Source organism: Flavobacterium lacus (assembly GCF_003268815.1).
Taxonomy (GTDB): domain Bacteria; phylum Bacteroidota; class Bacteroidia; order Flavobacteriales; family Flavobacteriaceae; genus Flavobacterium; species Flavobacterium lacus.
On sequence record NZ_QLSV01000004.1, the window covers coordinates 193,108 to 217,542 of the forward strand.

Annotated in this window: 18 protein-coding genes and 1 pseudogene; 10 read left to right on the top strand and 9 right to left on the bottom strand. The window is 33.6% G+C overall.

Annotation, left to right across the window (positions count from 1 at the left end):
• Window positions 1-211: 211 nt before the first annotated feature.
• The 4 genes from B0I10_RS05440 to B0I10_RS05455 are packed head-to-tail and all read left to right on the top strand — an operon-like array spanning window position 212 to window position 5,414.
• The gene (locus B0I10_RS05440; RefSeq protein WP_112085479.1) at window positions 212-751 is read left to right on the top strand and encodes an NADPH-dependent FMN reductase; all 540 of its coding nucleotides are present in this window, start codon (window positions 212-214) and stop codon (window positions 749-751) included.
• Window positions 752-762: 11 nt separating this feature from the next.
• The gene (locus tag B0I10_RS05445) at window positions 763-2,058 is read left to right on the top strand and encodes an anthranilate synthase component I family protein (RefSeq protein WP_112085480.1); all 1,296 of its coding nucleotides are present in this window, start codon (window positions 763-765) and stop codon (window positions 2,056-2,058) included.
• A 48-nt stretch (window positions 2,059-2,106) separates the two neighbouring features.
• Window positions 2,107-3,411, top strand: coding sequence for a tRNA lysidine(34) synthetase TilS (gene tilS, locus B0I10_RS05450; protein ID WP_112085481.1), 1,305 nt, complete (start codon window positions 2,107-2,109; stop codon window positions 3,409-3,411).
• The gene (locus tag B0I10_RS05455; protein ID WP_112085482.1) at window positions 3,411-5,414 is read left to right on the top strand and encodes a protein-disulfide reductase DsbD family protein; all 2,004 of its coding nucleotides are present in this window, start codon (window positions 3,411-3,413) and stop codon (window positions 5,412-5,414) included. The genes tilS and B0I10_RS05455 overlap by 1 nt, the downstream gene beginning before the upstream one ends.
• 28 nt (window positions 5,415-5,442) lie before the next feature.
• Here B0I10_RS05455 and B0I10_RS05460 read toward each other — a convergent pair whose 3' ends face one another.
• From B0I10_RS05460 to B0I10_RS05490, 6 genes are all read right to left on the bottom strand, one after another.
• Complete coding sequence (locus B0I10_RS05460; protein ID WP_112085483.1) at window positions 5,443-6,516, bottom strand: alanine/ornithine racemase family PLP-dependent enzyme; 1,074 nt, start codon at window positions 6,514-6,516, stop codon at window positions 5,443-5,445.
• A complete protein-coding gene (gene alr / locus B0I10_RS05465; RefSeq protein ID WP_112085484.1) occupies window positions 6,516-7,667 on the bottom strand; it encodes an alanine racemase in 1,152 nt (383 codons plus the stop codon). The genes B0I10_RS05460 and alr overlap by 1 nt, the downstream gene beginning before the upstream one ends.
• Window positions 7,657-8,811, bottom strand: a complete 1,155-nt coding sequence (locus tag B0I10_RS05470) for an amidohydrolase (protein ID WP_112085485.1) — start codon at window positions 8,809-8,811, stop codon at window positions 7,657-7,659. The genes alr and B0I10_RS05470 overlap by 11 nt, the downstream gene beginning before the upstream one ends.
• A gap of 5 nt (window positions 8,812-8,816) precedes the next feature.
• On the bottom strand, window positions 8,817-9,251 hold the full coding sequence (locus B0I10_RS05475; RefSeq protein WP_112085486.1) for a GNAT family N-acetyltransferase: 435 nt from the start codon (window positions 9,249-9,251) through the stop codon (window positions 8,817-8,819).
• Between the two features lie 295 nt (window positions 9,252-9,546).
• A complete protein-coding gene (locus tag B0I10_RS05485) occupies window positions 9,547-10,752 on the bottom strand; it encodes a sensor histidine kinase (protein WP_112085488.1) in 1,206 nt (401 codons plus the stop codon).
• A 67-nt stretch (window positions 10,753-10,819) separates the two neighbouring features.
• On the bottom strand, window positions 10,820-11,551 hold the full coding sequence (locus B0I10_RS05490) for a DUF2490 domain-containing protein (protein ID WP_112085489.1): 732 nt from the start codon (window positions 11,549-11,551) through the stop codon (window positions 10,820-10,822).
• Window positions 11,552-11,631: 80 nt separating this feature from the next.
• Between B0I10_RS05490 and B0I10_RS05495 the strand changes: the two genes are divergently transcribed.
• Window positions 11,632-13,167, top strand: coding sequence for a YifB family Mg chelatase-like AAA ATPase (locus B0I10_RS05495; RefSeq protein WP_112085490.1), 1,536 nt, complete (start codon window positions 11,632-11,634; stop codon window positions 13,165-13,167).
• 136 nt (window positions 13,168-13,303) lie between these two features.
• A pseudogene (gene tnpA / locus B0I10_RS15920) lies at window positions 13,304-13,744 on the top strand (IS200/IS605 family transposase).
• A gap of 37 nt (window positions 13,745-13,781) precedes the next feature.
• Here the strand turns inward: tnpA and B0I10_RS05505 are convergent.
• The 3 genes from B0I10_RS05505 to B0I10_RS05515 form a co-directional block, all read right to left on the bottom strand.
• Complete coding sequence (locus B0I10_RS05505; protein ID WP_112085491.1) at window positions 13,782-15,137, bottom strand: hydroxymethylglutaryl-CoA synthase family protein; 1,356 nt, start codon at window positions 15,135-15,137, stop codon at window positions 13,782-13,784.
• 154 nt (window positions 15,138-15,291) lie between these two features.
• Entirely contained in the window at window positions 15,292-16,143 is an 852-nt protein-coding gene (gene ypfJ / locus B0I10_RS05510; RefSeq protein WP_112085492.1) for a KPN_02809 family neutral zinc metallopeptidase, read from the bottom strand.
• A 45-nt stretch (window positions 16,144-16,188) separates the two neighbouring features.
• Window positions 16,189-20,247 (bottom strand): PAS domain S-box protein, encoded by a 4,059-nt coding sequence (locus tag B0I10_RS05515; protein ID WP_112085493.1) that lies wholly within the window; start codon window positions 20,245-20,247, stop codon window positions 16,189-16,191.
• Between the two features lie 144 nt (window positions 20,248-20,391).
• On the opposite strand from B0I10_RS05515, the gene B0I10_RS05520 reads away from it, so the two are divergent.
• From B0I10_RS05520 to B0I10_RS05535, 4 genes are read left to right on the top strand one after another with little or no spacing between them, the layout of a single operon-like run.
• Window positions 20,392-21,639, top strand: a complete 1,248-nt coding sequence (locus B0I10_RS05520) for a voltage-gated chloride channel family protein (protein WP_112085494.1) — start codon at window positions 20,392-20,394, stop codon at window positions 21,637-21,639.
• Window positions 21,640-21,689: 50 nt separating this feature from the next.
• Window positions 21,690-22,703: a DHH family phosphoesterase gene (locus B0I10_RS05525; protein WP_112085495.1), complete on the top strand. Its 1,014-nt coding sequence runs from the start codon at window positions 21,690-21,692 to the stop codon at window positions 22,701-22,703.
• Entirely contained in the window at window positions 22,703-23,281 is a 579-nt protein-coding gene (gldI, locus tag B0I10_RS05530) for a gliding motility-associated peptidyl-prolyl isomerase GldI (RefSeq protein WP_112085496.1), read from the top strand. The genes B0I10_RS05525 and gldI overlap by 1 nt, the downstream gene beginning before the upstream one ends.
• A gap of 17 nt (window positions 23,282-23,298) precedes the next feature.
• Window positions 23,299-24,429, top strand: a complete 1,131-nt coding sequence (locus B0I10_RS05535; RefSeq protein WP_112085497.1) for a peptidylprolyl isomerase — start codon at window positions 23,299-23,301, stop codon at window positions 24,427-24,429.
• Window positions 24,430-24,435 lie beyond the last annotated feature (6 nt).

Sequence of the window (24,435 nt, forward strand, 5' to 3'; positions counted from 1 at the left end):
ACAAATTATATGCCTTACCTATTTATCAAAAAGCGTACGATATTTTGAAAATGATAAACAGTTTATGAGAAAATATGCTAGAGGACCGTGATTTTTTTTAAACATGATTGCGATCAAAAGGAGCAGATTTATTTCTAAAAATGAACTAATCATTCAACATTTTAATTTGAATTGAATTTATTTCTTCCTTACCTTTACCAAAAGATTTTTTATGTCAACTATTTTAGCTTTTGCAGGAAGTAATTCTTCCACTTCAATCAATCATGCACTTGTAGCTTATTTAACAACACAATTAAAAAGCACTTCATTTGAATTATTCAAATTAGCCGATATGGACTTGATTGTTTATAGCGAAGATGAACAACGCGATAATGGATTTCCATCGTCAATCAACCAAATTTACAAACATATTCAGGCTTCTAAAGGAATTATCATTTCGGTAAATGAACACAATAGCAATCCATCCGCTTTCTTTAAAAATGTTTTGGATTGGTTATCGCGATTAGATAGAAAGTTTTTAGAAGATAAGAAAGTATTTTTATTGAGTGCTTCAACAGGTGCCCGTGGTGGAATAGGTGCATTGGAAATAGTAGAAAAAATGATTCCTCGCTTTGGTGGAGAGGTTTTTGGCACTTATGCATTTCCTTCATTTAAAGAAAACTTTTCTATTGAAGAAACGAAAATTATTAATGATGAAATTAAAAATGAAATTTTAGAGAAACTACATCAATTGGAAGTATCTTTAAAGTAATTTTATCTAAAATGCTGAGAACAGTAAAAGTTTTTGCTTTAGAAAATCCTGAAGTCTTCAAACAAAAGTTGTTGGTTTGGTCTAATCAATTTCGAGAAGTAGTTTTTTTAGATAGCAACAATTATCAACAGAACTATTCCAATTATGATGTTGTTTTGGCAGTTGAAGCTTTTACATCTATTAAAACCGATTCTTTTAACGCTTTTGAAGATCTACATCAATACCAAACGCATACCAAAGACTGGTTGTTTGGCTATTTGTCGTATGATTTAAAAAACGATACCGAAGCGTTAAATTCTAACAATTTTGACGGTTTAGCATTCCCTGATTTATATTTCTTTCAACCTAAAAAGCTATTTTTTTTAAAAGATAACGAAGTTGAGCTGCAGTACTTGAGACTTTGTGATGATGAAATGGATAATGATTTTATGGAAATAAATTATATTCAAAACTTACAACCTATAACTTACAACCTACAACCTATTCCTATCCAGCAACGTATTTCAAAAGAAGATTATCTTCAAAAAGTATCAAAAATGCTCGAACACATTCATCATGGCGACATTTATGAAGCGAATTTTTGTATGGAATTTTTTGCCAAAGATGCCACAATTAATCCGATAGAAATTTACCAAAAGCTCAACGCCATTTCGCAACCTCCTTTTGCTGTTTTTTTTAAAAATAATTATCAGTTTTTACTTTCTGCTTCTCCGGAACGCTATTTAAAAAAAGAAGGAACAAAAGTTATTTCGCAACCCATCAAAGGAACAGCTCGACGTGTTTTTGATAGTGAATTAGACGAACAATCCAAAGCCGACTTAGCTGTAAATCCGAAAGAGCGTGCCGAAAATATTATGATTGTTGATTTGGTGCGTAATGATTTGTCCAAAACAGCTGCAAAAGGTGCTGTTGCGGTGGAAGAGTTGTGTCAAGTTTATACGTTCAAACAAGTGCATCAACTGATTTCTACGGTAGTTTCGCAAGTAGAAAATACGACTGCTCCAGTTGAAATTATCAAAACTACTTTTCCGATGGGTAGCATGACCGGTGCTCCCAAAATTTCTGCCATGAAAATTATCGAAGAATTGGAAGAAACCAAACGAGGATTATACAGTGGAGCTATCGGCTATATTTCTCCGGAAGGCGATTTCGATTTCAATGTTGTGATTCGCAGTATTTTGTACAATTCAAAAAATCAATATTTGTCTTTTTCTGTGGGAAGTGCCATCACTTCCGAAGCCACTCCCGAAGGCGAATATGAAGAATGTTTATTGAAAGCGAAGGCAATGTTTGAAGTGTTGAATTAGTTTTTGTGTTCATTATTCCATTCTCACAAAATTCCTTACTTTTGAAAAATGCTTTTGAAATTCAAAAACCACATTTTATTTCATTTTCCTTTTCTTCAAAAGGCGAAAATTCTCATCGCGGTTAGTGGTGGTTTGGATAGTATGGTTTTACTCCACTTAATTGCCCAATTAAATTTAGAGTTTGCTGTAGCTCATTGCAATTTTCAACTTCGCAAAGATGAAAGTGATGAGGACGAAGATTTTGTAAAATCCTATTGTAAAGAAAATTCTATTCAAGGTTTTTTTCAAAAATTTAATACGAATCAATTTTCCGAAGATGAAAAAGTATCGATTCAAGTCGCTGCCAGAAAGTTGCGTTACGAATGGTTTTATGAATTGTTAGCTACTGAAAATTATGATTTTGTGCTAACAGCTCACCATTTAGACGATCAATTAGAAACATTTTTAATCAATTTTTCTCGTGGAACAGGTTTGGATGGGTTATGCGGAATTCCATCACAAAACGATAAAATTATCCGACCATTATTAATTTTTTCTAGAGACGAAATTACAACGTTTGCTAACGAGAATAAGCTGAAATGGCGAGATGATTCGAGTAATGCCTCCGATACATATCTGCGAAATAAAATTCGTCATCACGTTGTTCCAATTTTGAAAGAATTAAATCCGAGTTTTTTAAATTCTTTTGAAAACACCATTCAACATCTCAATCAAGCTCAAAGTTTAGTGGATGATGCTTCGCGAATTGTGTATCGGAAAGTAGTGCAAGATGTTGATAATCAAAAGATAATCGATTTAAACGAATTACTTCAATTACCCAATTATCAAGCGTATTTATTTCAATGGTTATCGCCTTTCGGATTTTTGGCTTGGCAAGATATTTATGATTTGGTGGAAGCCCAATCCGGAAAACAAATTTTTTCGGAGCATTTCAGATTAGTTAAAGATAGAGAAACACTGATTATTGAAACAAGATCTGATAAAATTTCCGACGAATATTTTATTCATAAAAACCAATCGGAACTTAATTTTCCCTTAAAGTTGACGTTTTGTAACGTAAGTGACATTACTATATCTAATTCAAAAACTATCTTTGTTGATGTATATGCGTTAAAGTTTCCTTTAAAACTTCGAAAATGGCAAGAAGGTGATTATTTTTACCCTTTTGGAATGAGCGGAAAAAAGAAGTTAAGTAAATTTTTTAAAGACGAAAAATTTTCCATCATTGATAAAGAAAATGCTTGGCTATTATGCTCTGAAAATCAAATTATTTGGCTCGTTGGGAAACGCTTAGACGACCGATTTAAAGTAACCGAAAACACACAAACTATCATAAAAATTCAATTAGTATAATGAAGAATTTATTTTTTACACTACTTTCCTTTTTTGTAATTTCCATTGCGCAAGCACAAATTTTAGATCCGGTTAAATGGAAAACATCCATTGAACAAAAATCCGACACCGAATTTCTATTAAAATTTGATGCAACTATTCAAAAAGATTGGCATATTTTTTCACAATTTACGCCGGATGGTGGTTCATTGCCATCGGTTTTCATTTATGAAGATTCTAAAAATAATTACCAACTAATTGGCAAAACAACAGAAAGTAAATACAAAAAAGTTTACAGTGATGTTTTTGAAGTAGATGAGTATATGTTTGAAAATTCAGCTCAATTTCAGCAATTGGTAAAAGTGACAAATCCAGCCTTAAAATCAATAAAAGTTGAGGTGGAATACCAAGCTTGTTTGGAACAATGTATTCAGCAATTTAAGAATTTTGAATTTCTATTGCCGTTAAAAGAAGGTGCTGCTGTGGAAGGAAATATTCTAGAGATGAATGATTCTTTAAATGCCGACTCTCGCTTAATTGTGAAAGATGAAGGGGCTCCAATGTCTGAATTGATTAATCCAAAACAGCAAAAACAAGAGGAAAAGAAAGGACTTTGGACGATTTTTATCATCGCTTTCTTCTCTGGATTTGCAGCATTGTTGACGCCTTGCGTGTTTCCGATGATTCCAATGACCGTAAGTTATTTTACCAAACAAAGTAAAGACAGAGCTAAAGGAATTAAAAATGCCATTATTTATGGTCTTTCCATCATTATAATTTATGTAACATTAGGTTCAGCAATTACAGCAATTTTTGGGGCAGATTCTCTGAACGAATTGTCAACCAGTGTTGCTTTTAATGTCATTTTCTTTGCATTATTAATTTTCTTCGCAGCTTCATTTTTAGGAGCTTTTGAAATTGTTTTGCCTAATTCTTGGGCTAATAAAGTAGACCGTCAAGCGGATAGAGGAGGAATTATCGGTATCTTTTTTATGGCATTGGCTTTAGCCATTGTTTCCTTTTCATGTACGGGTCCAATTGTGGGAACATTGATTGTTGAAGCTGCCTCCAAAGGTGGAATTGCTCCGATTGTTGGTATGTTAGGGTTTTCATCAGCTATCGCTTTACCTTTTATGTTGTTCGCTTTATTTCCGGGATGGATGAATTCCTTGCCAAAATCAGGCGGATGGTTAAATACAGTAAAAGTTTCACTTGGATTTTTAGAATTGGCTTTTGCGTTCAAATTTTTATCCAATGCCGATTTAGTTTTACAATTACACTGGTTTGAAAGAGAAACCTTTTTAGCGATTTGGATAGCCGTTTTTGGCGTATGGGCGTTGTACTTATTTGGAAAGATTTCGTTGCCACACGACAGTCCGTCGCCGCATATTTCCGTTGGGCGATTGTTCGTGGGATTGTTTGTGTTGAGTTTTACAATTTATATGATTCCCGGACTTTGGGGAGCACCGTTGAAAATAATTTCCGGTTTTCCGCCGCCGTTGAATTACAGCGAGAGTCCAAATGGAGTTGGTGGGAACGGATCCACATCAGAATTAGGAGCTTTGCCAAAAGGAGCTCATTTCGGACCGCACGGAATTGTTGCTTTTCACGAATATGAAGACGGTTTAGCTTATGCCAAACAAATAGACAAACCCATTTTACTTGACTTTACAGGATATGCTTGTGTGAATTGCCGTAAAATGGAAGATTATGTTTGGTCTGATACAAAAATTCTTTCTATACTAAAAAATGACGTGGTTTTAATTTCATTATATGTAGATGACAAAAAGGAATTAGCCGAAGATGAGAAGTATGTTTCTAAAGAAACCGGCAAAAAAATAAAAACAATTGGTAATAAATGGAGTGATTTTCAAATCACGAAATACAAATCTAATGCTCAGCCGTATTATTTGATTTTGGATACGGATGGAAATACCATTTCAGATGAACCGGCAAGTTATGACCCTGACATCAATTTATATGAAAAATGGTTACGAAACGGAATTGACAAGTTTGTAAAATAACAGAAAGGAGCCTAAAAAGCTCCTTTTTTTATACCACAAATTTTTCAATATAATCGGAGCTTAATAAATGCAATGCGCCCATGTATTTCAGTTTAAATGAAATTAAATCGCCAACGTTATAGTTGTTTTCAGAATTGGTAATATCAACCACCAACATATCTGAACTAGCATCTACAATCGTGATGTTTTCATCTTCAACTTCCAAATATTGTGGTTGCATGTCCAACAAACCAATGTCTAAAATCGCTCGAAGTGATGTTCCACTTAAATCATCAATATTTGCAATTGAAAAGGAATTTCCGGCTACATTTTCGCCTAATTCACCATCGGGAACATTTGGTTTTTGAGTAATTTCGATGATTTCGGCATACAATTTAAAAACATCATTATGCATATTTTCAATGGTTTCACCGGTAAATAAATCTTTCCCAAAAAACAATGCTTCGCCTATTCTAAAATGATTTACTGCCATCGGTCTGGCATTCTTTAAAATCAATGGAATTGCTACCGAAGTTCCACCCGAAACCCAAGGAATCTGAACATTGAATTTGGCTTCAATCAATTGTTTATACAAACTCAACTGAATCAATTTGTCCTGCGTCGGCATGACACCACTTAAACAATTTAGATTGGTTCCAATACCGCGGACTTCAATGTTTGGTTGCTCTAAAACTTCGCCGTAAAATTGGATTAGTTCTTCGCCCATCACACCTTCACGCAAATCACCCATTTCGATCATGATGATGATTTTATGGATTTTATTTTGTTTGGAAGCTTCTTCCGAAAGCAATTTGATGGTATAGATTTCGGTATTAAAACTTACATCGGCAAATTCAACAATTCGTTTAATACTTAATTTTGCCGGCGGTTTGATGTAAACGGTTTGGATTGAAGGATTTAGTTTTTTAATTTTCTTTAAATTACTAATTCTCGAATCGTGAATTTCGGTTGTTCCCAAAGCAATTAATTCTTTCAAATAAATTATATTTCCACATAATAATTTGGAAACAACACCCCATTCGATATTTCTGGTTTTGAATAAATCATCTAAAAAATGATAGTTTTCTTGCAGTTTTGTTCGATATAATTTGATAAATGCCATTATTTTAAAGTTTTTCTAGGAATTGATTTTGAAATTCGTGTGAGTAATTCATAATTTAATTGATTACTGTTTTCGCTAAACGAAGCCACAGAAACATCCATTTTTTCTTGGCTTCCAATCAGGATTACTTCATCACCAATTTGTATTGTTGGTATATCTGAAACATCCACTAGCATCATATTCATGTTCACCGTACCAACCACCATACATCGATGTTGATTGATGATAACTCGACCTTTATTGCTAAGCGAACGACTGTAACCGTGAGCATAACCAATGGGAATCGTGGCAATTTTCATTTTTTCTTTCGCCATAAAACTCGTTCCGTAACCAATGAATTCGCAAGCATCAATTTTTTTGATACTCATCACCTGACTTTTCCAAGATATTACTCTTTTTAACGGATCAATTTTTTTCTTTTTGGAAGAAATATAACTGGCAAAAACTTCCGGACTTGGCCATAATCCATATTGCATAATTCCGATGCGAACCATATCCATTCTCGTTTCAGGAAACATAATTGAAGCGGCTGAACAAGCAGAATGTTTTATTTTCGGGATTAAATTACTTACACAGAAATAAGCATATATTTTTTCAAATCGTTCAATTTGTTGTTTTACTCTAAAGTAGTTTGACATACTTTCAGCTCCCGCAAAATGCGTACATAATCCTTTAAATTCGATATGATTTTCTTCTTTTTTTAGTAAAGAAATTAAGCTGTTTAATTCATTTTGAACAAAACCGGTTCGATTCATTCCGGTCTCCACTTCAATGTGAATAATCGCTTTTTTTTCTAGTTTTTTACTGATTTTAAGAGCCAGTTCTAATCGTTTTTTTTCAAAAATAAAGAATTCTATATCATTTTGAATGACCCATTCCATCAGTTCATCTGTAACAAATCCCATAATTAAAATGGTGACTTTTCTGGGAAGTTGTTTTTTGACCAATTGAGCTTCGGCGACATCAAACACAGAAAAATGAGCAACGCCGCTTTTGTTTGCCATTGTTACAAATTCTTCGATGCCATGACCGTATGCATTTCCTTTTACGACTGAAGATAAAATTACGTTTTTACCGTACATTTTCTTTAGAAAAAGTAAGTTATTCCGATAGGAATCTGAATTAAGTTCGATGATGGAATTAGTATGCATGATTGATTTCCTTACTAATTTGATGGAATAATTTTATGCCGGTTAAGATAATTTCATCCGGAAAATCGTAATCGGAATGATGCAAAGCAGGTGTTTCTTGTCCTGCTCCTAGTCCAAACATGGCTCCGGGATAATGTTGTGTGAACAATCCAAAATCTTCGCCCCAACTAAACGGAGTATCTTTTTCAACTACATCTAAAACTAAAATTTTTGAAGCATTTTTAATATAGTGATTGGCTTCTGAATTATTTTCATTGGCATGAAACGAGTCTGTCCATTTTATTTTAAATTCCAATTGGTTGATTTTTGCAATTTCTTCCGTCAAATTTTCCAATTCTTTCGAAAGCCTTTCCATTTCATCATTGGTTTGACAACGAATAGTAAAATGTACTTCGCCTTTTCCGGCAGAAACGCCGTAGGCTTTTTGACCAAAAGAACTGTAAACAGGCGTAATTACCGCGAAGTCTTTTTTTGATTTATTATACTGATTTTTTAAATCAAATTGCTGAATCATTGTGGCGATTGCCATCGCTGGATTGATTCCGTTTTCAGGTTCGGCAGCGTGTGCAACTTTTCCTTTCAACCGAATAATTATACTTTTTACGGCACATGAAAATGTACCATCTTTCACTACAATTTGATTTTTTGCAAATTCGGGTAAATTGTGCAAGGCAAAAACATAATCGAGTTTTAGTACTTTGAATTTTTCATCGTAAGCCACTTTTTTGGCACCGGAACCATTTTCTTCAGCAGGTTGAAACAATATGACTACGTTTCCTTTTTCCGGTTGCTGATGATATAATTCACTTGCCAATCCGCACAAAATAGCCATATGGCCATCGTGTCCGCATTTATGTGAAATAGTATTTTTTATCGATTTATGTTCAAATGAATTGGTTTCTTTAATGGGCAATGCATCCAGTTCGCATCGAAATAAAATTGATTTTCCTTCTTCAGCTCCTTTGTAGATGGCAATAATTCCTGTTCCACCAACATTTGTTTGCATTTCATCCGGTGGATATTGTTCTAAAAAGGAAATAATTCGTTTGGCTGTTTCAGTTTCTTTGCCTGATAATTCAGGGTTTTTATGTAATTCTTTTCGAAGACGAATGAGTGATTCCAGTCGATTGTTTAAATTTTCCATACCGATTATTTAGTCAACCTCATTTCTAAATATTTGTTGGTAAAACCTAACTTTTTGTACAAATGAAAAGCTGGATTATCGGGTTCAACATGAAGAGCGATAGAACCTGTAGTAGAATCAATTGCTTTTTGCATGAGTTTTTTGCCATAGCCTTTTCCGCGTTGTGAATTATCCACTGCGATGTAAACCAAAATATTTTCTGGGATGTAATCTTTCATGCCGGTATTGTTGAGAATCACCACACCAACGATTTTATCTTCATCGGTTCCAACGATAATTGTTCCACCTTTGGAGGGAGTCATCACATAATCGATGCATTTTAAAATAGCTGCGGTTTTATCGCCATATTGTTCTAAATGAGTGAACAAAAATTCAGCAATAACAGTTGGTGAATAAGTTGAATGCGTTCCGGTTTGAGTGGTAATTAAATTAAATTCCATAATTCATTTTTATAAAAATAGCAAAGCCATTACGCTTTTTCTCTTTTTGCTAAATTTGATTATTTATGCCGTATTTGGGATTTTCCCTTGGCAAATGAACAGTAAACTGTTTCTTGATTTTAAGAAGATTTCGCTAAATGGAAATCAAAAATTTGGATTAGTAGAATGAAAAAAAATTCAAGAAGGTAAACCAAACAAATCAATTTGATGAGTGCAAAGGTACAAAATAAAAAATTAAAGCCTTTTGCGGCAGATTGCAAGAGGCTTTTATACTAGCTAAAACGGATTAACTTGTTTATTTTTTAAAATATAATTTAAAGGAAGAACCAAGGCCAATTTCTGATTCTAATTCTATTCTTCCATCTAATTTCTGAACCATATTCTGAACAGTTGAAAGCCCGATTCCGGTTCCGTTATTATTAAAACGATCTCTTTTTCCTAATGTAGTAAAGAATGAAAAAACTTTTTCATAATCAGTTTTTGCAATTCCGATTCCGTTATCTTTTATTGAAAGTAAAATTTCTGTTGGTAAATCAATCAATTCAATTTCAACTTTCACCTTTTCTTTATCGTTATATTTGATGCTGTTGCTAATTAAATTTGATAGAATTTGTTCTATTGCCATTTTATTAGAATGAAAAGAAAGAGAACTGTTTTTGGGAAAAATAATATCATATTCATTTTTAGAATCGAGTATAGAAATTATTTTGTTAAACAAACTATTCCAGTCAATTGCTTCTTTTTCGGTTGTATTAATTGTATCACTTTTATAATAGACCAAAATGGCATCCACAAAATTTTTCAATTCCAACGATGCTTTTGAAATGTATTCTAAATATTCGTTTCCGGCATCATCTATCTGTTTTCCATATTCATCTTGAAACAAATGTGTTAACGATATAATATTGTTTAAAGGTGATTTAATATCATGCGAAACCACTCTGGCAAATTGCTCTAATTCATTATATTTTGACAATAAACCGGCATTATTTTTTTCTAAAAGTTCATTCTTTTTTCGAAGTTCTAATAATTGAATAACTTGGTTTGCTAATTTTTCTAACGCACTTAGCTGAAAATGGGTTAGTTTTTTTGGTTCAGTATCATATACACAGAGGCTTCCCAGTGTATGTCCGTTTGGATCAATAAGTAGAACACCGGCATAAAATGAAATTTTCGGATTACCAACAACATATCGATTATTTGCAAAATAATAATGTTCATTCATATTTTGAATTTCAATGGATTTCAAACCATTATCCATCATGTATGTACAAAAAGCATCTTGTCGAGGGACATCAATATTGTCGAAACCTATTTTTGACTTAAACCATTGTCTGTCAATGTCCATTAAGGTTACGGCAGAAATAGGAACTTGACAAATTTGTGAAGCTAATTCAGCCAAGTCATCAAAATCTTTCTCGGGTTGTGTCTCTAAGATGGAATAGCTTTTCAAGGCCGCTACCCGCAGATTTTCATCTGCTTGTAAAGTTTGTTCATTCATATAGTGTGTTTTTTAAGTCTAATTGGTAGTACCATTTACGTAAAAACACAAGGTATGGTTTTAAAAATTAATCAGAGGATGATTTTTTTCTTAAATCAAAATTATGGAAAACTAGAATTTGTAGGTTATGATTCATTCTGAATGTGAAGTTAGTATTTGATTCAACCAGTTGATTCATATAAGCTATTTGAAAAGTCATTTTTTTTATTTGATAACCAATACCTAGCGAAATTCTATTTTGATCCAGTCGGAAATTGTCTTTTATTTCTTGTCCGGCATTAAACAAAATCTCGTCGGATGCCATAAGATAGAATTTTCCTTTTTCTTGATTTTTAAAATAATATCTCGCTTGCAGTAAATAACGAAAGCGATAATTGAAGTTAAATTCGTTTTGAAGATAATCGTCTACAATCAAACCTCTAAATCTGGCTTCGTAGCGAAGTCGGTGAAAAAAACGTATTGAATTAAATTGATGACTTAGCGTTGTTTGGCCCCAAGGCCGGTGTTCCGGTCTAAAAGTAGAACTTCCTTCAGGTGGATAAATCCAAGTATGACCATACCCTAGGGTTGATGTCATTTTATATTTTTCACCAAAATGATACGTTAATCCCGTACGAACAATCAAAAAGCTTTCGGGCACCCAATGCGTATCATTCCACCAAGAGAATGATTCTGAAAATTTTGATTCTGTGATATATCCAAGCCAAAGTTGTTGATTCTCAGTAATTTTATTTTGAGAAAATGATGCTGTGATTGCCAAAAAAAGAGGTAAATAGATTGAAATTCTGAGAAATTTCATAACTGTTAAATAATTTTCCTCAAAATTACTTCATTTTTGAGAATGAATTTGTGATATTTGTCATAATAAATTTATACGCCATGTTAGTTAAAGTATTTGGAAGTGCCGTTTTCGGTGTTGAAGCCACCACTATTACCGTAGAAGTAAACATCGATAAAGGAGTGGGTTACCACTTGGTCGGACTGCCCGACAATGCCATCAAGGAAAGTAGCTACCGCATTGCTGCCGCCTTAAAGAATAATGGGTATTCTTTACCGGTTAAAAAAATCACCATCAACATGGCTCCGGCCGATTTGCGAAAAGAAGGTTCTGCCTATGATTTAACATTGGCGGTAGGTATTTTGGTAGCTACTGGTCAAATAAAAGCAGAAGAGCTAAGTCAGTATGTGATTATGGGAGAACTTTCACTGGATGGAGGTCTGCAACCGATTAAAGGAGCTTTGTCTATTGCTATCAAAGCAAAAGAAGAAGGTTTTAAAGGATTTATCCTTCCCATTCATAATGTAAAAGAAGCGGCCATTGTGGAAGGTTTAGATGTGTATGGAGTTGAAAATGTGCTACAAGTCATCGATTTTTTTGAAGGAAGAGGCGATTTACAACCAACACTCATTGATACACAAACTGAATTTTCTCGTACATTAGAATTTCCTGAATTTGATTTTTCTGATGTAAAAGGGCAGGAGGGAATCAAACGCTGCATGGAAATTGCCGCCTCTGGAGGTCATAATATCATTTTAATTGGTCCGCCCGGTTCAGGAAAAACGATGCTTGCTAAACGATTGCCAAGTATTTTACCACCGATGACCATGAAAGAGGCCTTAGAAACTACTAAAATTCATTCCGTTGCCGGTAAAACAAAAGAAGCCGGATTGATGAGTCAGCGACCGTTTCGGAGTCCGCATCACACAGCTTCAAGTGTTTCCTTAGTTGGCGGGGGAAGTTATCCGCAGCCGGGTGAAATTTCGTTAGCTCATAACGGAGTTTTATTTCTGGATGAATTACCTGAATTTAAACGAGAAGTTTTGGAAGTGATGCGTCAACCCTTGGAAGATCGTGAAGTGACGATTTCACGGGCAAAGTTTACAATTACTTACCCTTCTTCATTTATGTTGGTGGCAAGTATGAACCCCAGTCCTGGTGGCTATTTTAATGACCCAAATGCTCCTGTCAGTTCTTCGCCGGCCGAAATGCAACGGTATTTGAGTAAAATTTCGGGTCCGCTTTTGGATAGAATTGATATTCATATTGAAGTAAATCCCGTTCCGTTTGAAAAACTAACCGAAACCCGAAAAGCAGAAAGTAGTGTGGAAATCAGAAAGCGAGTGACACAAGCGAGAGAAATTCAGTCGAAACGTTTTGAAAATTTTGACAATCTCCATTACAATGCCCAGATGGGAAGCAAACATATTCGTGAATATTGTGCGTTAGATGAGGCTTCGTTGAGTTTGCTTAAAACAGCAATGGAACGGTTGAATCTATCGGCTAGAGCTTATGACCGAATTTTGAAAGTAGCCAGAACCATTGCTGATTTGGAAGCTTTAGAAAACATCAAACCCAATCATATTGCCGAGGCGATTCAATATAGGAGTTTGGATCGAGAGGGTTGGCTGGGGTAAGCAAAAATCAATATCAATGTCAAAAATCAATTGCAATAGCATAATCAATATTCTCTGTGCTTCAGCACTAACTTGTCTCCGACTTCAGTCGGAGGATTAAAAAATCAAAATCATAATTATATTCCCTATTTAAAAAATATACATCCATTTTGTCTGGTGCACAAAAAACAGATATCCATTTTTAAGCACAATTGAATCGAGACAGTTGGTTTGGAATCATATTAAAGAAAATGCAAAACAAAAAGGAATTCATGTTGATTTTGTCAATGGTTATGAAGATCATTGCCATTGTTTAATTTCATTAGGAATAAATCAAAATGTTGAAAAAATTATGCAATTAATTAAAGGGGAATCTTCGTAATGGATTAATCAAAACCCTGATTTATTTCCGAATTTAAAAGGGAAAAAATTTGAATGGCAAAGTGAGTTTTTTGCATTATCAGTTTCTGAATCTATTCTGAAGCGAGTGCGAAATAATATCAAAAACCAAGAAAATCATCATCGGAAAAAATCATTTAATGAGGAGTTTGATAAGATAAAAGAGGTTTTTGAGAAAGGAGAAGTATCATCCGACTGAAGTCGGACGAAATTTAGTGCTGCCGCACAGAGATGATTTATTCAACAAACTCATAATACCTCGCTCCAACCAAAACCGGATTTTCTTTTTCAATCGAAGCCAAGACAAATTCATTTTTTGGTTCTAAAACTGAATGTTGTAATTCTTTTTTATGTAATTTTTCATAGGTTTCAAAATCGATTGGATGATTATGTGCTAAGTCATCAAAAAGATTGATTTGATTGATAACTGTTTTCCAATTTTCACAAACGGTAGCTTCAAACACTTTTGATTTCGATCCGCTTCCGTAAGCAATAAAGCCAACTTTTTTATTTTCTAAAGCAGTGTTTTGTTGAGCGTGGTAACATAACGACGAGAGCAATCCGAGGAAGATGGAACCCGTATAAATATTTCCAATTTGGCCTGATGCAATTTCGGATGGATAAATTTTTTGGTTGATGAGTTCTACATATTCTCCACTTTTGGTCAAAGCTTTTAATTTATCTTTTTCACTTTCGCCTATTTGATTGGCTAACAATTCCGGATTTTCATCGGCAAAGATTTCAATAAATGTTCTTCTCCCTTGAAAACAGTAGGGGAGATGCATCAAAATGGAAGTCCAATTTTCATAGACTTTTCCGGTTTGCTGACTTTCTTTTTTAAAGTGATTATAGGCTTCGGTGATTCGGTTGATGTAGCATTGGTTGGAATAATGTCCGTCAAAAACAGGTTGTTCTTTATAAACAGAAATTTCATTTTCTAACACACCAAACCATTCTTTATTTTCGGATGAATTTGTTATATCTGATTTGGAAAAAGTTCTTCTCGGTTTAAAAAAGTCAAAAACACCTTCTGTTGAAACGCCAACTTCACTAGAAAAACGCAATATTCTTGGATTAGAAGTAATTAACATCGCAATAGCACCGGCACCTTGTGTATATTCACCACCGGATTCCAAATCATATTTGGCATTATCAGAAGCAATAACAATTGCTTTTTTGGTTGGGTTTAATCGAATATAATCTAAGCAATTTTGTAAGGCATCCACACCGCCAATGCATGCAAAAGTTAAATCTACTACATCACAATTTCTTAAAGAACTTTCGCCTAATTTGCTTTCTAGTAGAGATAAAACATAGGAGGCAATTGGTTTTGAACTATCTACACCACTTTCTGAACCAATGTATATTCGAGCAATTTCGGCAGGATTAATGTTTTCTTGTTTAATCAATTTCAATCCCGCATTAGCAGCAAAAGTCACTACATCCTGATGTTTGTCAGGAAAACTCATTTTGTGCAAACCCAACCCTTTAATCAGTTTGTCCGGTTCAATATTTCGCTTGAGTGCGAGGGTTGAAATGGGTAAATGTATCTTAGGAATATCAAAGGAAATACTATCGATGCCAACGTTCATTTTTTGTGCTTTTTGCAAGCAAATTTATAAAAGTGCTATTCATATTTGAGGAGAACATTTCATAAAAAATCCCTAATTTAAAACGATTTACGAATGTTTTAAAAAAGGGAGCTTATATTTTGCAAAAAGAAGATTATTTGTTCAATTATTGAATTTAATTCAACGCAGCAAATGTATCACCTTGTTTGATGTCGCCGGTTTTAAAACCTTTACCAAACCATTTAGCTCTTTGTTCAGAAGTTCCGTGCGTAAAAGAATCGGGAACCACATGACCTTGCATTTTCTTTTGAATCGCATCGTCACCCACTGCTTGTGCGGCACTCAACGCTTCTTCGATATCACCTTCATCTAGGTATTTACTGTTATAGTGCGTCCAAAGGCCGGCATAAAAATCAGCTTGTAATTCCAACGAAACCGATAATTTATTAGCATCAGTTTTATTCATGTTTTGCTGCAATTGTCTCACTTTTCTTGAAGTTCCTAACAAAGTTTGCACATGATGCCCCACTTCGTGAGCAATCACATACGCAATGGCATAATCGCCGCCTTTTGCTCCAAATCGGGTTTGAAGCTCATCAAAAAAGTCTAAATCCATATAAATTTTTTGGTCTGCGGGGCAATAAAATGGACCCGATGCAGAAGTTGCTCCACCACAAGCTGATTGCACAGAACTGCGAAATAGAACCATGCCGGGTTCCTTATAAGTCATTCCATTTTCTCGAAATATTTTGTGCCAAACATCTTCGGTGTCAGCTAGTACAGTTGATACAAACCGTCCCATTTTTTCATCCTCCGGACTAAGTGGTTCTGCAGGAGCTTCGGTTGCTTGTTGCTGTTGTAATTGTTCCAATATTGGAGTTAAATTTTGAGCACCTTCACCGCCAAAAAGATTTATAAGTAACAGTATAATTCCTATTAGACCACCACCGGCCACTACTTTTCCGCCGGTTCCCATTCCTCTTCGGTCTTCCACATTTTTACTTTGTCTTCTACCTTCCCATTTCATATCAATTTTTTATTGGTTTATAGTAGTATAAAAATATAAAATAAATTACTTCTTTAACCACTTAGAAACAATTTCTTCTAAACTACCTTTTATAATTGGTTTAGAGATGTAATCATTCATTCCGATTTCGAGACATTTCTCTTTTTCACCGATAACAGTTCCAGCAGTTAGAGCAATAATCGGCATTTTTTTGCCATTCTCTAATTTACGGATTTCAGCAGTAGCTTCGTAACCGTTCATCACCGGCATTTGGATGTCCATAAAAATAATATCGATGTCAGTTTCTTGAACTTTTTCCAGTGCTTCTAAACCATTTGAAACTGTTAAGATCTTTGCGTTTGGAAGAATTTTTTTCAACAATGTTTTGGCTAAGAGCGAATTGATGTTGTTATCTTCTACCACTAAAACGGTTGCTTCGGCTAAATTTTCATACACAAATTCACCATTTACAGCTATGTTTTTTGGGAATTCGATAGATTCTTTGCTGGAAGTTTGCAAATCGATATCAAAATAGAATGTACTCCCTTTTTCAGGAATACTCTCCAATTCTAACTTACTGTTCATTAACTCTAAAAGTTTGTTAGAAATACTCAATCCTAATCCGGTACCTCCATATTGTCTGGTGGTGGAACTGTCTTCTTGCGAAAAAGCTTCAAAAATTTTAGATTGATTTTCACGTCTAATTCCAATTCCGGTATCAACCACTGCAAAGCGAAGTCGGGTTTGATGGGTATCAATTTTATCGACAACAGCAATTTTTAGCTTCACTTTTCCTTTGGACGTAAACTTAACGGCATTACCCAATAAATTGATCAAAATTTGTTTCAGTCTGATTGGATCTAACCAAACGGTAACAGGAACATCTGAATTAATGTGTAAATCAACATCTAATTGTTTCTGAATAGCATCAAATTTAACTGTATCAATTACTTCGGAAGCAATGTCGGCTATTTTTGTTTCTTCAATTACTAGTTCTAAATTACCGGATTCAATCTTCGAGAAATCAAGAATATCATTGATGACTCCCATCAGTGATTTTGCCGATTGATTAACCGTTTTCATGTATTTAGCCTGAGCTTTTTCTAAGTTGGAATTCATCAATAAATCTGTAAAACCGATAATTCCATTCAAAGGTGTCCGGATTTCGTGACTCATGTTGGCTAAAAACTCTGATTTAGCTTTATTGGCTGCAACAGCCATTTCTTTTTCTTTGATTGCTGCTTCTTGTAGTTTTCTCTCAGTTATGTCGATAAAAATACCTTCAATGTATTTAATTTGATTGTCTTTAATAATCACATCGCCAAATTCTTCCACCCAAACGATAGAACCATTTTTATGAATTACCCTATAAATAAAATGAATTTTCTGACGATTTTCTAAAGCATATTTCTGATCCTTTACAACTCTGGCTCTGTCCTCTGGGTGAACGATGTCTATGTAATTAATTGTTTCATTCAGAAATTCTTCTTTAGCGTAGCCTGTTAAATTTTCAATTTCATTATTGAGGTAGATTTTAGTAAACTTGGTATCGTATTTAGACAAATAAATAGTTCCCGGTATGTTATCTGCTAAAAGTCGGAATCGTTCTTCGCTGTTATAAATAATACTTTCGTTCAAGTTTCTATCGATAGCAGATGAAATAGTATTCATTAGCGATTGTAGTATATTTATTTCGTCATCTGTCCAAATTCTCTCACTAGTGCAGGCATCAAATCCAATTGCTCCGACCAATATATTTTTTACATGAATTGGAAAAATTAATACAGATAGGATATCCTGTGATTTCATAATTTCCTTGAAATCACTTTCAAACATATCTCGGACTAATTTATGATAAACCTTGCTTGATTTTAATGGGATAACAATGTCCAAAAATACTTCATATGGAACATTTTGCAGTTCAGGGTTTTCAATTTGAGGTTCAATTTGTCCTATTACCCATTCATATTTTTGCGATATTGTTCTGTTTTCTTCAATGGCTTCAAAATAGTATGTTCTATCTGCCTTTGTTACATTTCCTAACGTTGCAAGAATATCGTCAAAATTATTAAAAGTGTCCTTAGAAAGTAATATTTTTTCTGAAATTTTTGTAACGGCTGTTAACAATTCACTTTTATAAATTAAGTTGTTTTCTATAAGTTTTCGTTTATTTGTTTCAATAGCCAAGGTGATAATTTCTGAAACGGATCTTGTGAAATTGATATCTTCATTATCCCAATACAGGTTGCTATCTGTTACCTCAAAACAGATAATTCCATATAATTTTCCGTCTATAAAAACCGGATAATCTACTAATGATTTTATATTATTTTCTTTAAAATAATTATCAATAAATTCGGAAGTTTCCTTTTGTCGTTTTACATCAGAAGCAATAATTATTTGTTCTTTTTCGATAGATTCAAAATAAATTGGGAATTTATCTTTGTAAATTATAAAGTCTTTAGCGTGTTTGTTTTCTTTCAATTCATACAAATTCTGACATTCAATTCTGTCAGAAAAGTAATTCCAAAAACTAATTCTTTGTATTCCAGAAACATGAGCTACCTTTTCAAAAATTATTTTTAATATTGGCGTGATGTTTTCATAATTGGCAAAATTTGTTGTGGATAATGTTGTCAAGACATGATTGTGTTTTTTTATTTTTTCTTGGCGTTGATTTCTTTCAATTTCCAGATTTCTAATCAAGGTAATATCACGAGCAATGCCAGAATATCCGATAGTATCGCCCGATGCATTTTTTTTGATAGTGATTTTTTGAGAAATCCATACTTCTTCTCCAGATTTTTTCATAATTGGAAATTCTAATAGTCTTGGAATTCCCGATCGTCTTAGTTCTTCGGTATAATATTTTGTTAGTTGTTCGCGATAATCGTAGCTAATTAATTGCGTAAAATACAGTTTCATTAATTCATTTAAATCATATTCAAGTAACTCGCACGAAAATGAATTGATGTAGGTAAACTTACCATTTTCATCCGTTTCAAAAATAAGATCAGTAGCTGATTCAACTAGATTTTTATATTGATTTTCAATATTTATCTGTTCGGTTACATCAATTCCGATACCTACGAATAGATCTTCACCAAATTCTTTATCAACCCATTGAATGTATTTATAATTTCCTTCTTTACATTTTAATTTTCGTTTATAAACCCGATCTTTTTGATAGTCTTGATGGTAATCTTCACCCACAAATTCAATGTCTTCTGTCAATTTCCAGAAACCCATTCCCAACACATCATCAACCGTGTATCCTAAAATTTCATTTACATTTTCGCTACAGTAAGTTAATTCACCATTTTTTTTAGTAGCGATGACTAATGAGTTTCCTTTGTTAACGATTTCATTAGCAAATAAAAATTTGTCTTTTGTATTTAAGATTGAGTTGTGTCGAACATAGTTTAAAATTACAATTAATAAAAAACTGATGATACAAATTACACCAACCCCAAATGCCAATTTTTCTGTGATTATTAACGTAAGAAAAATCAGAAACAATAAACCTACAAAAATCCAATAATTCTTAATTTTTTTAAAAACGTTGTAAGAAAAAAAGATTAAAATTAGTAGAGCTGAAAAAGTTATCAATTCCATTGGTTCATAAACAACTAAATTTCTTAGTACAATGGATAAATAAGTAAGATAGAAAAAAATGAAAAGCTCCGGTAGAAAGTTAAATAAAAGACTACTTTTTTTACTTAGAAAATAAATTCCTAAAAAAATTGCTCCAAAAATTAAATTTGATTTCACCATCGGTTGATTTCGCAAATCAAACACAGAAAGTACAATTTCGATGAGAGGAATAATGATAGAAAGAGCCAGAAAATATTTTTGATATTCTACTTTTGAAAATTCAATTTCTGAGAAATCTTTAACAAAAGAGTTGTTATAAACTGCATTTCTTCTGAATAATTGATAGGTTATTGTTAACAAAAGCAGCACAAAAATAATGACAAACAACCAATCTCTGGTCGAATTAGAAAAAAATGAGAGATTTTGAAAATAGGTCGGTTGAATTGAAAAATGAGAGGGTATCAAATCATTCAAACAATAACATTTATTAAAAAAAAAGGTTTGGAACCATGCTTCTGTTCTTTGGGGCATTTTGTGGTATTTGGATGATATTTATTTAATAATCGCATAAAAATAACAATATTATTTAATTCTCAAAATACTTTACTTTTAAATCGTGCAATTTGACTCTTTTGTTGAATCAAAATGTTTATTTTTGAGAAGTAAAAAATTCAAATGTATTCAGATATAGCATCAAAATTTCTTATTAAATGGTTAGTTTTAGCTTTTTTTATTGGAGCTTTATCCGGATTAGCTTCTGGTTTTTTTTTATATTCTTTAGAATTTGTTACTAATTTTAGGGAAGGTAACAACTGGATTATTTGGCTATTACCTTTTGGTGGACTCATAATTGGTTATGGTTATCACGTTTACGGAAAAGAGGTTGTAAAAGGAAATAACCTGATTTTTGAAGAATACGCTGAACCTAAAAAGTGCATTCCCTTTAAAATGATGCCTTTGGTTTTATTCGGAACGTTGATTACACATCTTTTTGGAGGGTCGGCCGGACGTGAAGGTACGGCGGTTCAAATGGGAGCAACCATCGCCGATCAGTTTACCAAATGGTTTCCGTTGTCTAATGAAGACCGAAAAATTATTTTAATCTGCGGAATTAGTGCCGGTTTTGCCTCTGTGTTTGGAACTCCGTTAGCGGGAGCTATTTTTGCTATTGAAGTACTTTTTTTTAGCAAAATCAATTACAAAAGCATCTATCCATCTTTTTTAGTTGCCTATATTGCTTATTTTACGGTTGAATTTTTGCCTGTTCATCATACATATTACACTATTTCTTTCGTGCCAAACATATCTTTACAAAATTTATTTTGGGCTTTTTTGGTTGGAATTCCTTTTGGATTAACAGCGATGCTATTTTCAAGAACTACGCATTGGTGGGGGGAAATATTTTCAAAATATATTGTTTTCCCACCGCTTCGTCCTTTTTTGGGTGGAATTATAATAGCAGTGGCTGTTTTTTTTATGGGAACTACAAAATTCATTGGTTTGGGTATTCCAACCATTTTAGATTCATTTGAAACGAAACAATTGGTTTATGTTTTTTTGCTTAAGATTTTATTCACAGGTTTTACTTTAGGTGCCGGTTTTAAAGGCGGCGAAGTTACCCCACTTTTTTTTGTCGGAGCAACGTTAGGCAGTTTTCTTTCACTCTATATTCCATTACCAACAGCACTTTTAGCTGGAATGGGATTTGTAGCTGTTTTTTCAGGAGCTACACATACGCCCATTGCTTGCACAGTAATGGGAATGGAATTATTTGGATTAGAATGTGGATTGTTTATAGGTATTGCTTGCTTGGTTTCCTATCTGTTTTCGGGTACAATTGGCATTTATTCTACTCAAATTATCGGAGGTGTAAAAGGAGATATTTATAAAAAATTCAAAAAAACTACATTTGAAAACTTATAATTTCCACCTATTTTTTCGTTATTAACAGAAAAAAAGTAACTTCGCATCCTATGGAAGAAAATCAAATTATCGAAGCCAAAAAACTGCTTCAAGGATCCAAAAAAATTGCCATTATTCCGCATCGAAATCCTGATGGTGACGCCATGGGTTCAACATTGGCTTTGTTTCACTTTTTAAAAAAAATGAACCATCACCCCGTTGTCATTGCACCCAATGAATTTCCAGATTTTCTAGCTTGGTTACCGGGTTCTGCTGATGTCTTAATTTATGAAAAAGATCGAAATGGTGTAAAAAATATCCTCGAACAAGCTGAATTAATTTTTACTTTAGATTTTAATGCGTTGCATCGAACCGGTGAAATGGAAAATGTTTTAAAAACACTCCAGGCACCTTTTATAATGATTGACCATCACCAAGCACCGGATTTGTATGCCAAAGCAACTTTTTCAGATACCAGTTATGGTTCAACCTGTGAAATGATTTATGATTTTATTGATGCAGTAAGTGACGTGAAAATGATAGATAAAACAATTGCAACTTGCATTTATACGGGGATTGTTACAGATTCAGGGTCGTTTAAATTTCCTAAAACAACCGGAAAAACACATCGAATTGTTGCTGCTTTAATCGATTTGGGTGTAGAAAATACTGAAATTCACAATTTTCTTTTCAGCAATACTACTTATGAGAGTTTGCAATTGTTAGGAAAAGCTCTTCAGAACATGAAAATTATTAAAGACCGTAAAACGTCCTATATCACTTTAACACAAGAAGAGTTAGATCGTTTTCATTATAAAAAAGGCGATACGGAAGGAATTGTAAATTACGGATTATCCGTCAAAGATGTTATCTTTACAGCCATTTTTATTGAAAATAAAGAAGAAGGAATTATTAAAATATCACTGCGTTCTATTGGTGATTTTGATGTAAATCAATTAGCAAGAGAACATTTTGAAGGTGGCGGACACAACAATGCTGCCGGAGGAAAATCAATGCTGTCAATGCAGGAAACAATTAGAAAATTTGAAAATATTGTAAACGTTCATCCCAAATTAAAATTTTAATGAAAGCAAGAATTTTTATAATTTTATTTGGCATATTATTCGCTATCGGTTGTCAGGATCCGGAGGCTAGAAGACCAATTCAAAAATCTTCCGGAAGTTTTATGAAAGAATCGGTAACACGCAATAAAAAATTAATTGCCAGCGAAGAAAAATTGATAGATTCTATCATGAAAAGTAATCCTGATAAAGAATATTTAGCTTCAAAAAAAGGCTATTGGTACACGTATGAAATTAAAAATCAAGCTGATACGCTCCGACCTAAAACAGGCGATGTTGCTTTTTTTGATTATGAAATTAATGATTTGAAAGGAAATATAATTTATACGGCTCTTGAACTTCGTCCGCAAGATTATTTAGTGGATAAACAAGAAATTATGATGGGGTTGAGAGACGGAATAAAACTAATGCGAAAAAACGAAAAAGTTACGTTCTTATTTCCGTCGCATATTGCTTATGGGTATTTAGGCGACAAAAATAGAATTGGTCCAAATATTCCAATCATGTGCACCGTGACCTTAACCGATTTTGGAAAAGAAAGTGAGTTAAAAAAAGTTAAAAATAGTTCAAACAATCAATAAACCAGTAAAATAAGAAAATGAAAAATTTAAGATTTCTGTTTTTAAGTATAACATCTTCGATACTTTTGGTATCCTGCGGAGGCGATTACGATCATTTAGGCGATGGAATTTTTGCCGTAATTAAAACCTCAAAAGGGGAGATTATTACACAATTAGAATACGATAAAACGCCAATTACGGTTGCCAATTTTATTTCGTTGGCCGAAGGAACAAATGAACATGTAACAGATGAAGCAAAAAAAGACAAACCATTTTATGATGGCTTAACGTTTCATCGAGTGGAAGCTAACTTTATGATTCAAGGTGGCGATCCTGCTGGAAACGGAAGTGGTGGTCCAGGTTATAATTTTATGGATGAAATTACCGATTTATCTCATGATGGTCCCGGAATTTTATCGATGGCAAATGCCGGTCCGGGAACAAATGGTTCACAATTTTTTATCACACACGTAGAAACTAAATTTTTAGATGGAAGACATACCGTGTTTGGAAAAGTGAAAGAAGGTCAAGAAGTTGTGAATGCTATTGCAGCTTCCGATGTAATTGAGTCTGTAAAAATTGTGAGAAATGGTGAAGCGGCCAAAAAGTTTGATGCTGTAAAAGTTTTTAACGACAGATTGAAAGTGGAAGCCGAAAATAGAAAAATAGCAGAAGAAAAAGCAGCAGCTGAAAAAGCAGAATTTTTAGCTCAGTTTAAAGATGTGATTGATACCAAATTAGCCTTTTTTGAAATTCAGAAAAAAGCTACACAAAAAACTTCTACAGGTTTAGCATATACCATTTATCAAAAAGGAACGGGAAAGAAACCGGCAGCTGGCTCAACGGTTTATGTTCACTATGCCGGTTTTTTTGAAAGTGGCGAATTATTTGATTCAAGCTACGAAGATGTTTCAAAAGCATTTGGCAAATTTAATCAACAAAAAGCAGATGCTCAGGCCTATGTTCCTTTTCCTTTTCAATACGGCAATAAAACCGGTTTAATTCCTGGGTTTTTAGAAGGTTTGGAAAAAATGAATATTGGCGACAAAGCAGTCATTTTTATTCCTTCTCATTTAGGCTATGGAGAGGCCGGTGCCGGTGGTGTAATTCCACCAAATACCAACTTAATTTTTGAATTAGAACTTTTAGAAAATTCACCAAATCAATAATTATAG

What these genes read in the sequence shown, in the direction of transcription:
- B0I10_RS05440 (WP_112085479.1), top strand. Translation starts at nt 212, where the DNA reads ATGTCAACTATTTTAGCTTTTGCAGGAAGTAATTCTTCCACTTCAATC.
- B0I10_RS05445 (WP_112085480.1), top strand. Translation starts at nt 763, where the DNA reads ATGCTGAGAACAGTAAAAGTTTTTGCTTTAGAAAATCCTGAAGTCTTC.
- tilS (WP_112085481.1), top strand. Translation starts at nt 2,107, where the DNA reads ATGCTTTTGAAATTCAAAAACCACATTTTATTTCATTTTCCTTTTCTT.
- B0I10_RS05455 (WP_112085482.1), top strand. Translation starts at nt 3,411, where the DNA reads ATGAAGAATTTATTTTTTACACTACTTTCCTTTTTTGTAATTTCCATT.
- B0I10_RS05460 (WP_112085483.1), bottom strand. Translation starts at nt 6,516, where the DNA reads ATGGCATTTATCAAATTATATCGAACAAAACTGCAAGAAAACTATCAT.
- alr (WP_112085484.1), bottom strand. Translation starts at nt 7,667, where the DNA reads ATGCATACTAATTCCATCATCGAACTTAATTCAGATTCCTATCGGAAT.
- B0I10_RS05470 (WP_112085485.1), bottom strand. Translation starts at nt 8,811, where the DNA reads ATGGAAAATTTAAACAATCGACTGGAATCACTCATTCGTCTTCGAAAA.
- B0I10_RS05475 (WP_112085486.1), bottom strand. Translation starts at nt 9,251, where the DNA reads ATGGAATTTAATTTAATTACCACTCAAACCGGAACGCATTCAACTTAT.
- B0I10_RS05485 (WP_112085488.1), bottom strand. Translation starts at nt 10,752, where the DNA reads ATGAATGAACAAACTTTACAAGCAGATGAAAATCTGCGGGTAGCGGCC.
- B0I10_RS05490 (WP_112085489.1), bottom strand. Translation starts at nt 11,551, where the DNA reads ATGAAATTTCTCAGAATTTCAATCTATTTACCTCTTTTTTTGGCAATC.
- B0I10_RS05495 (WP_112085490.1), top strand. Translation starts at nt 11,632, where the DNA reads ATGTTAGTTAAAGTATTTGGAAGTGCCGTTTTCGGTGTTGAAGCCACC.
- B0I10_RS05505 (WP_112085491.1), bottom strand. Translation starts at nt 15,137, where the DNA reads ATGAACGTTGGCATCGATAGTATTTCCTTTGATATTCCTAAGATACAT.
- ypfJ (WP_112085492.1), bottom strand. Translation starts at nt 16,143, where the DNA reads ATGAAATGGGAAGGTAGAAGACAAAGTAAAAATGTGGAAGACCGAAGA.
- B0I10_RS05515 (WP_112085493.1), bottom strand. Translation starts at nt 20,247, where the DNA reads ATGCCCCAAAGAACAGAAGCATGGTTCCAAACCTTTTTTTTTAATAAA.
- B0I10_RS05520 (WP_112085494.1), top strand. Translation starts at nt 20,392, where the DNA reads ATGTATTCAGATATAGCATCAAAATTTCTTATTAAATGGTTAGTTTTA.
- B0I10_RS05525 (WP_112085495.1), top strand. Translation starts at nt 21,690, where the DNA reads ATGGAAGAAAATCAAATTATCGAAGCCAAAAAACTGCTTCAAGGATCC.
- gldI (WP_112085496.1), top strand. Translation starts at nt 22,703, where the DNA reads ATGAAAGCAAGAATTTTTATAATTTTATTTGGCATATTATTCGCTATC.
- B0I10_RS05535 (WP_112085497.1), top strand. Translation starts at nt 23,299, where the DNA reads ATGAAAAATTTAAGATTTCTGTTTTTAAGTATAACATCTTCGATACTT.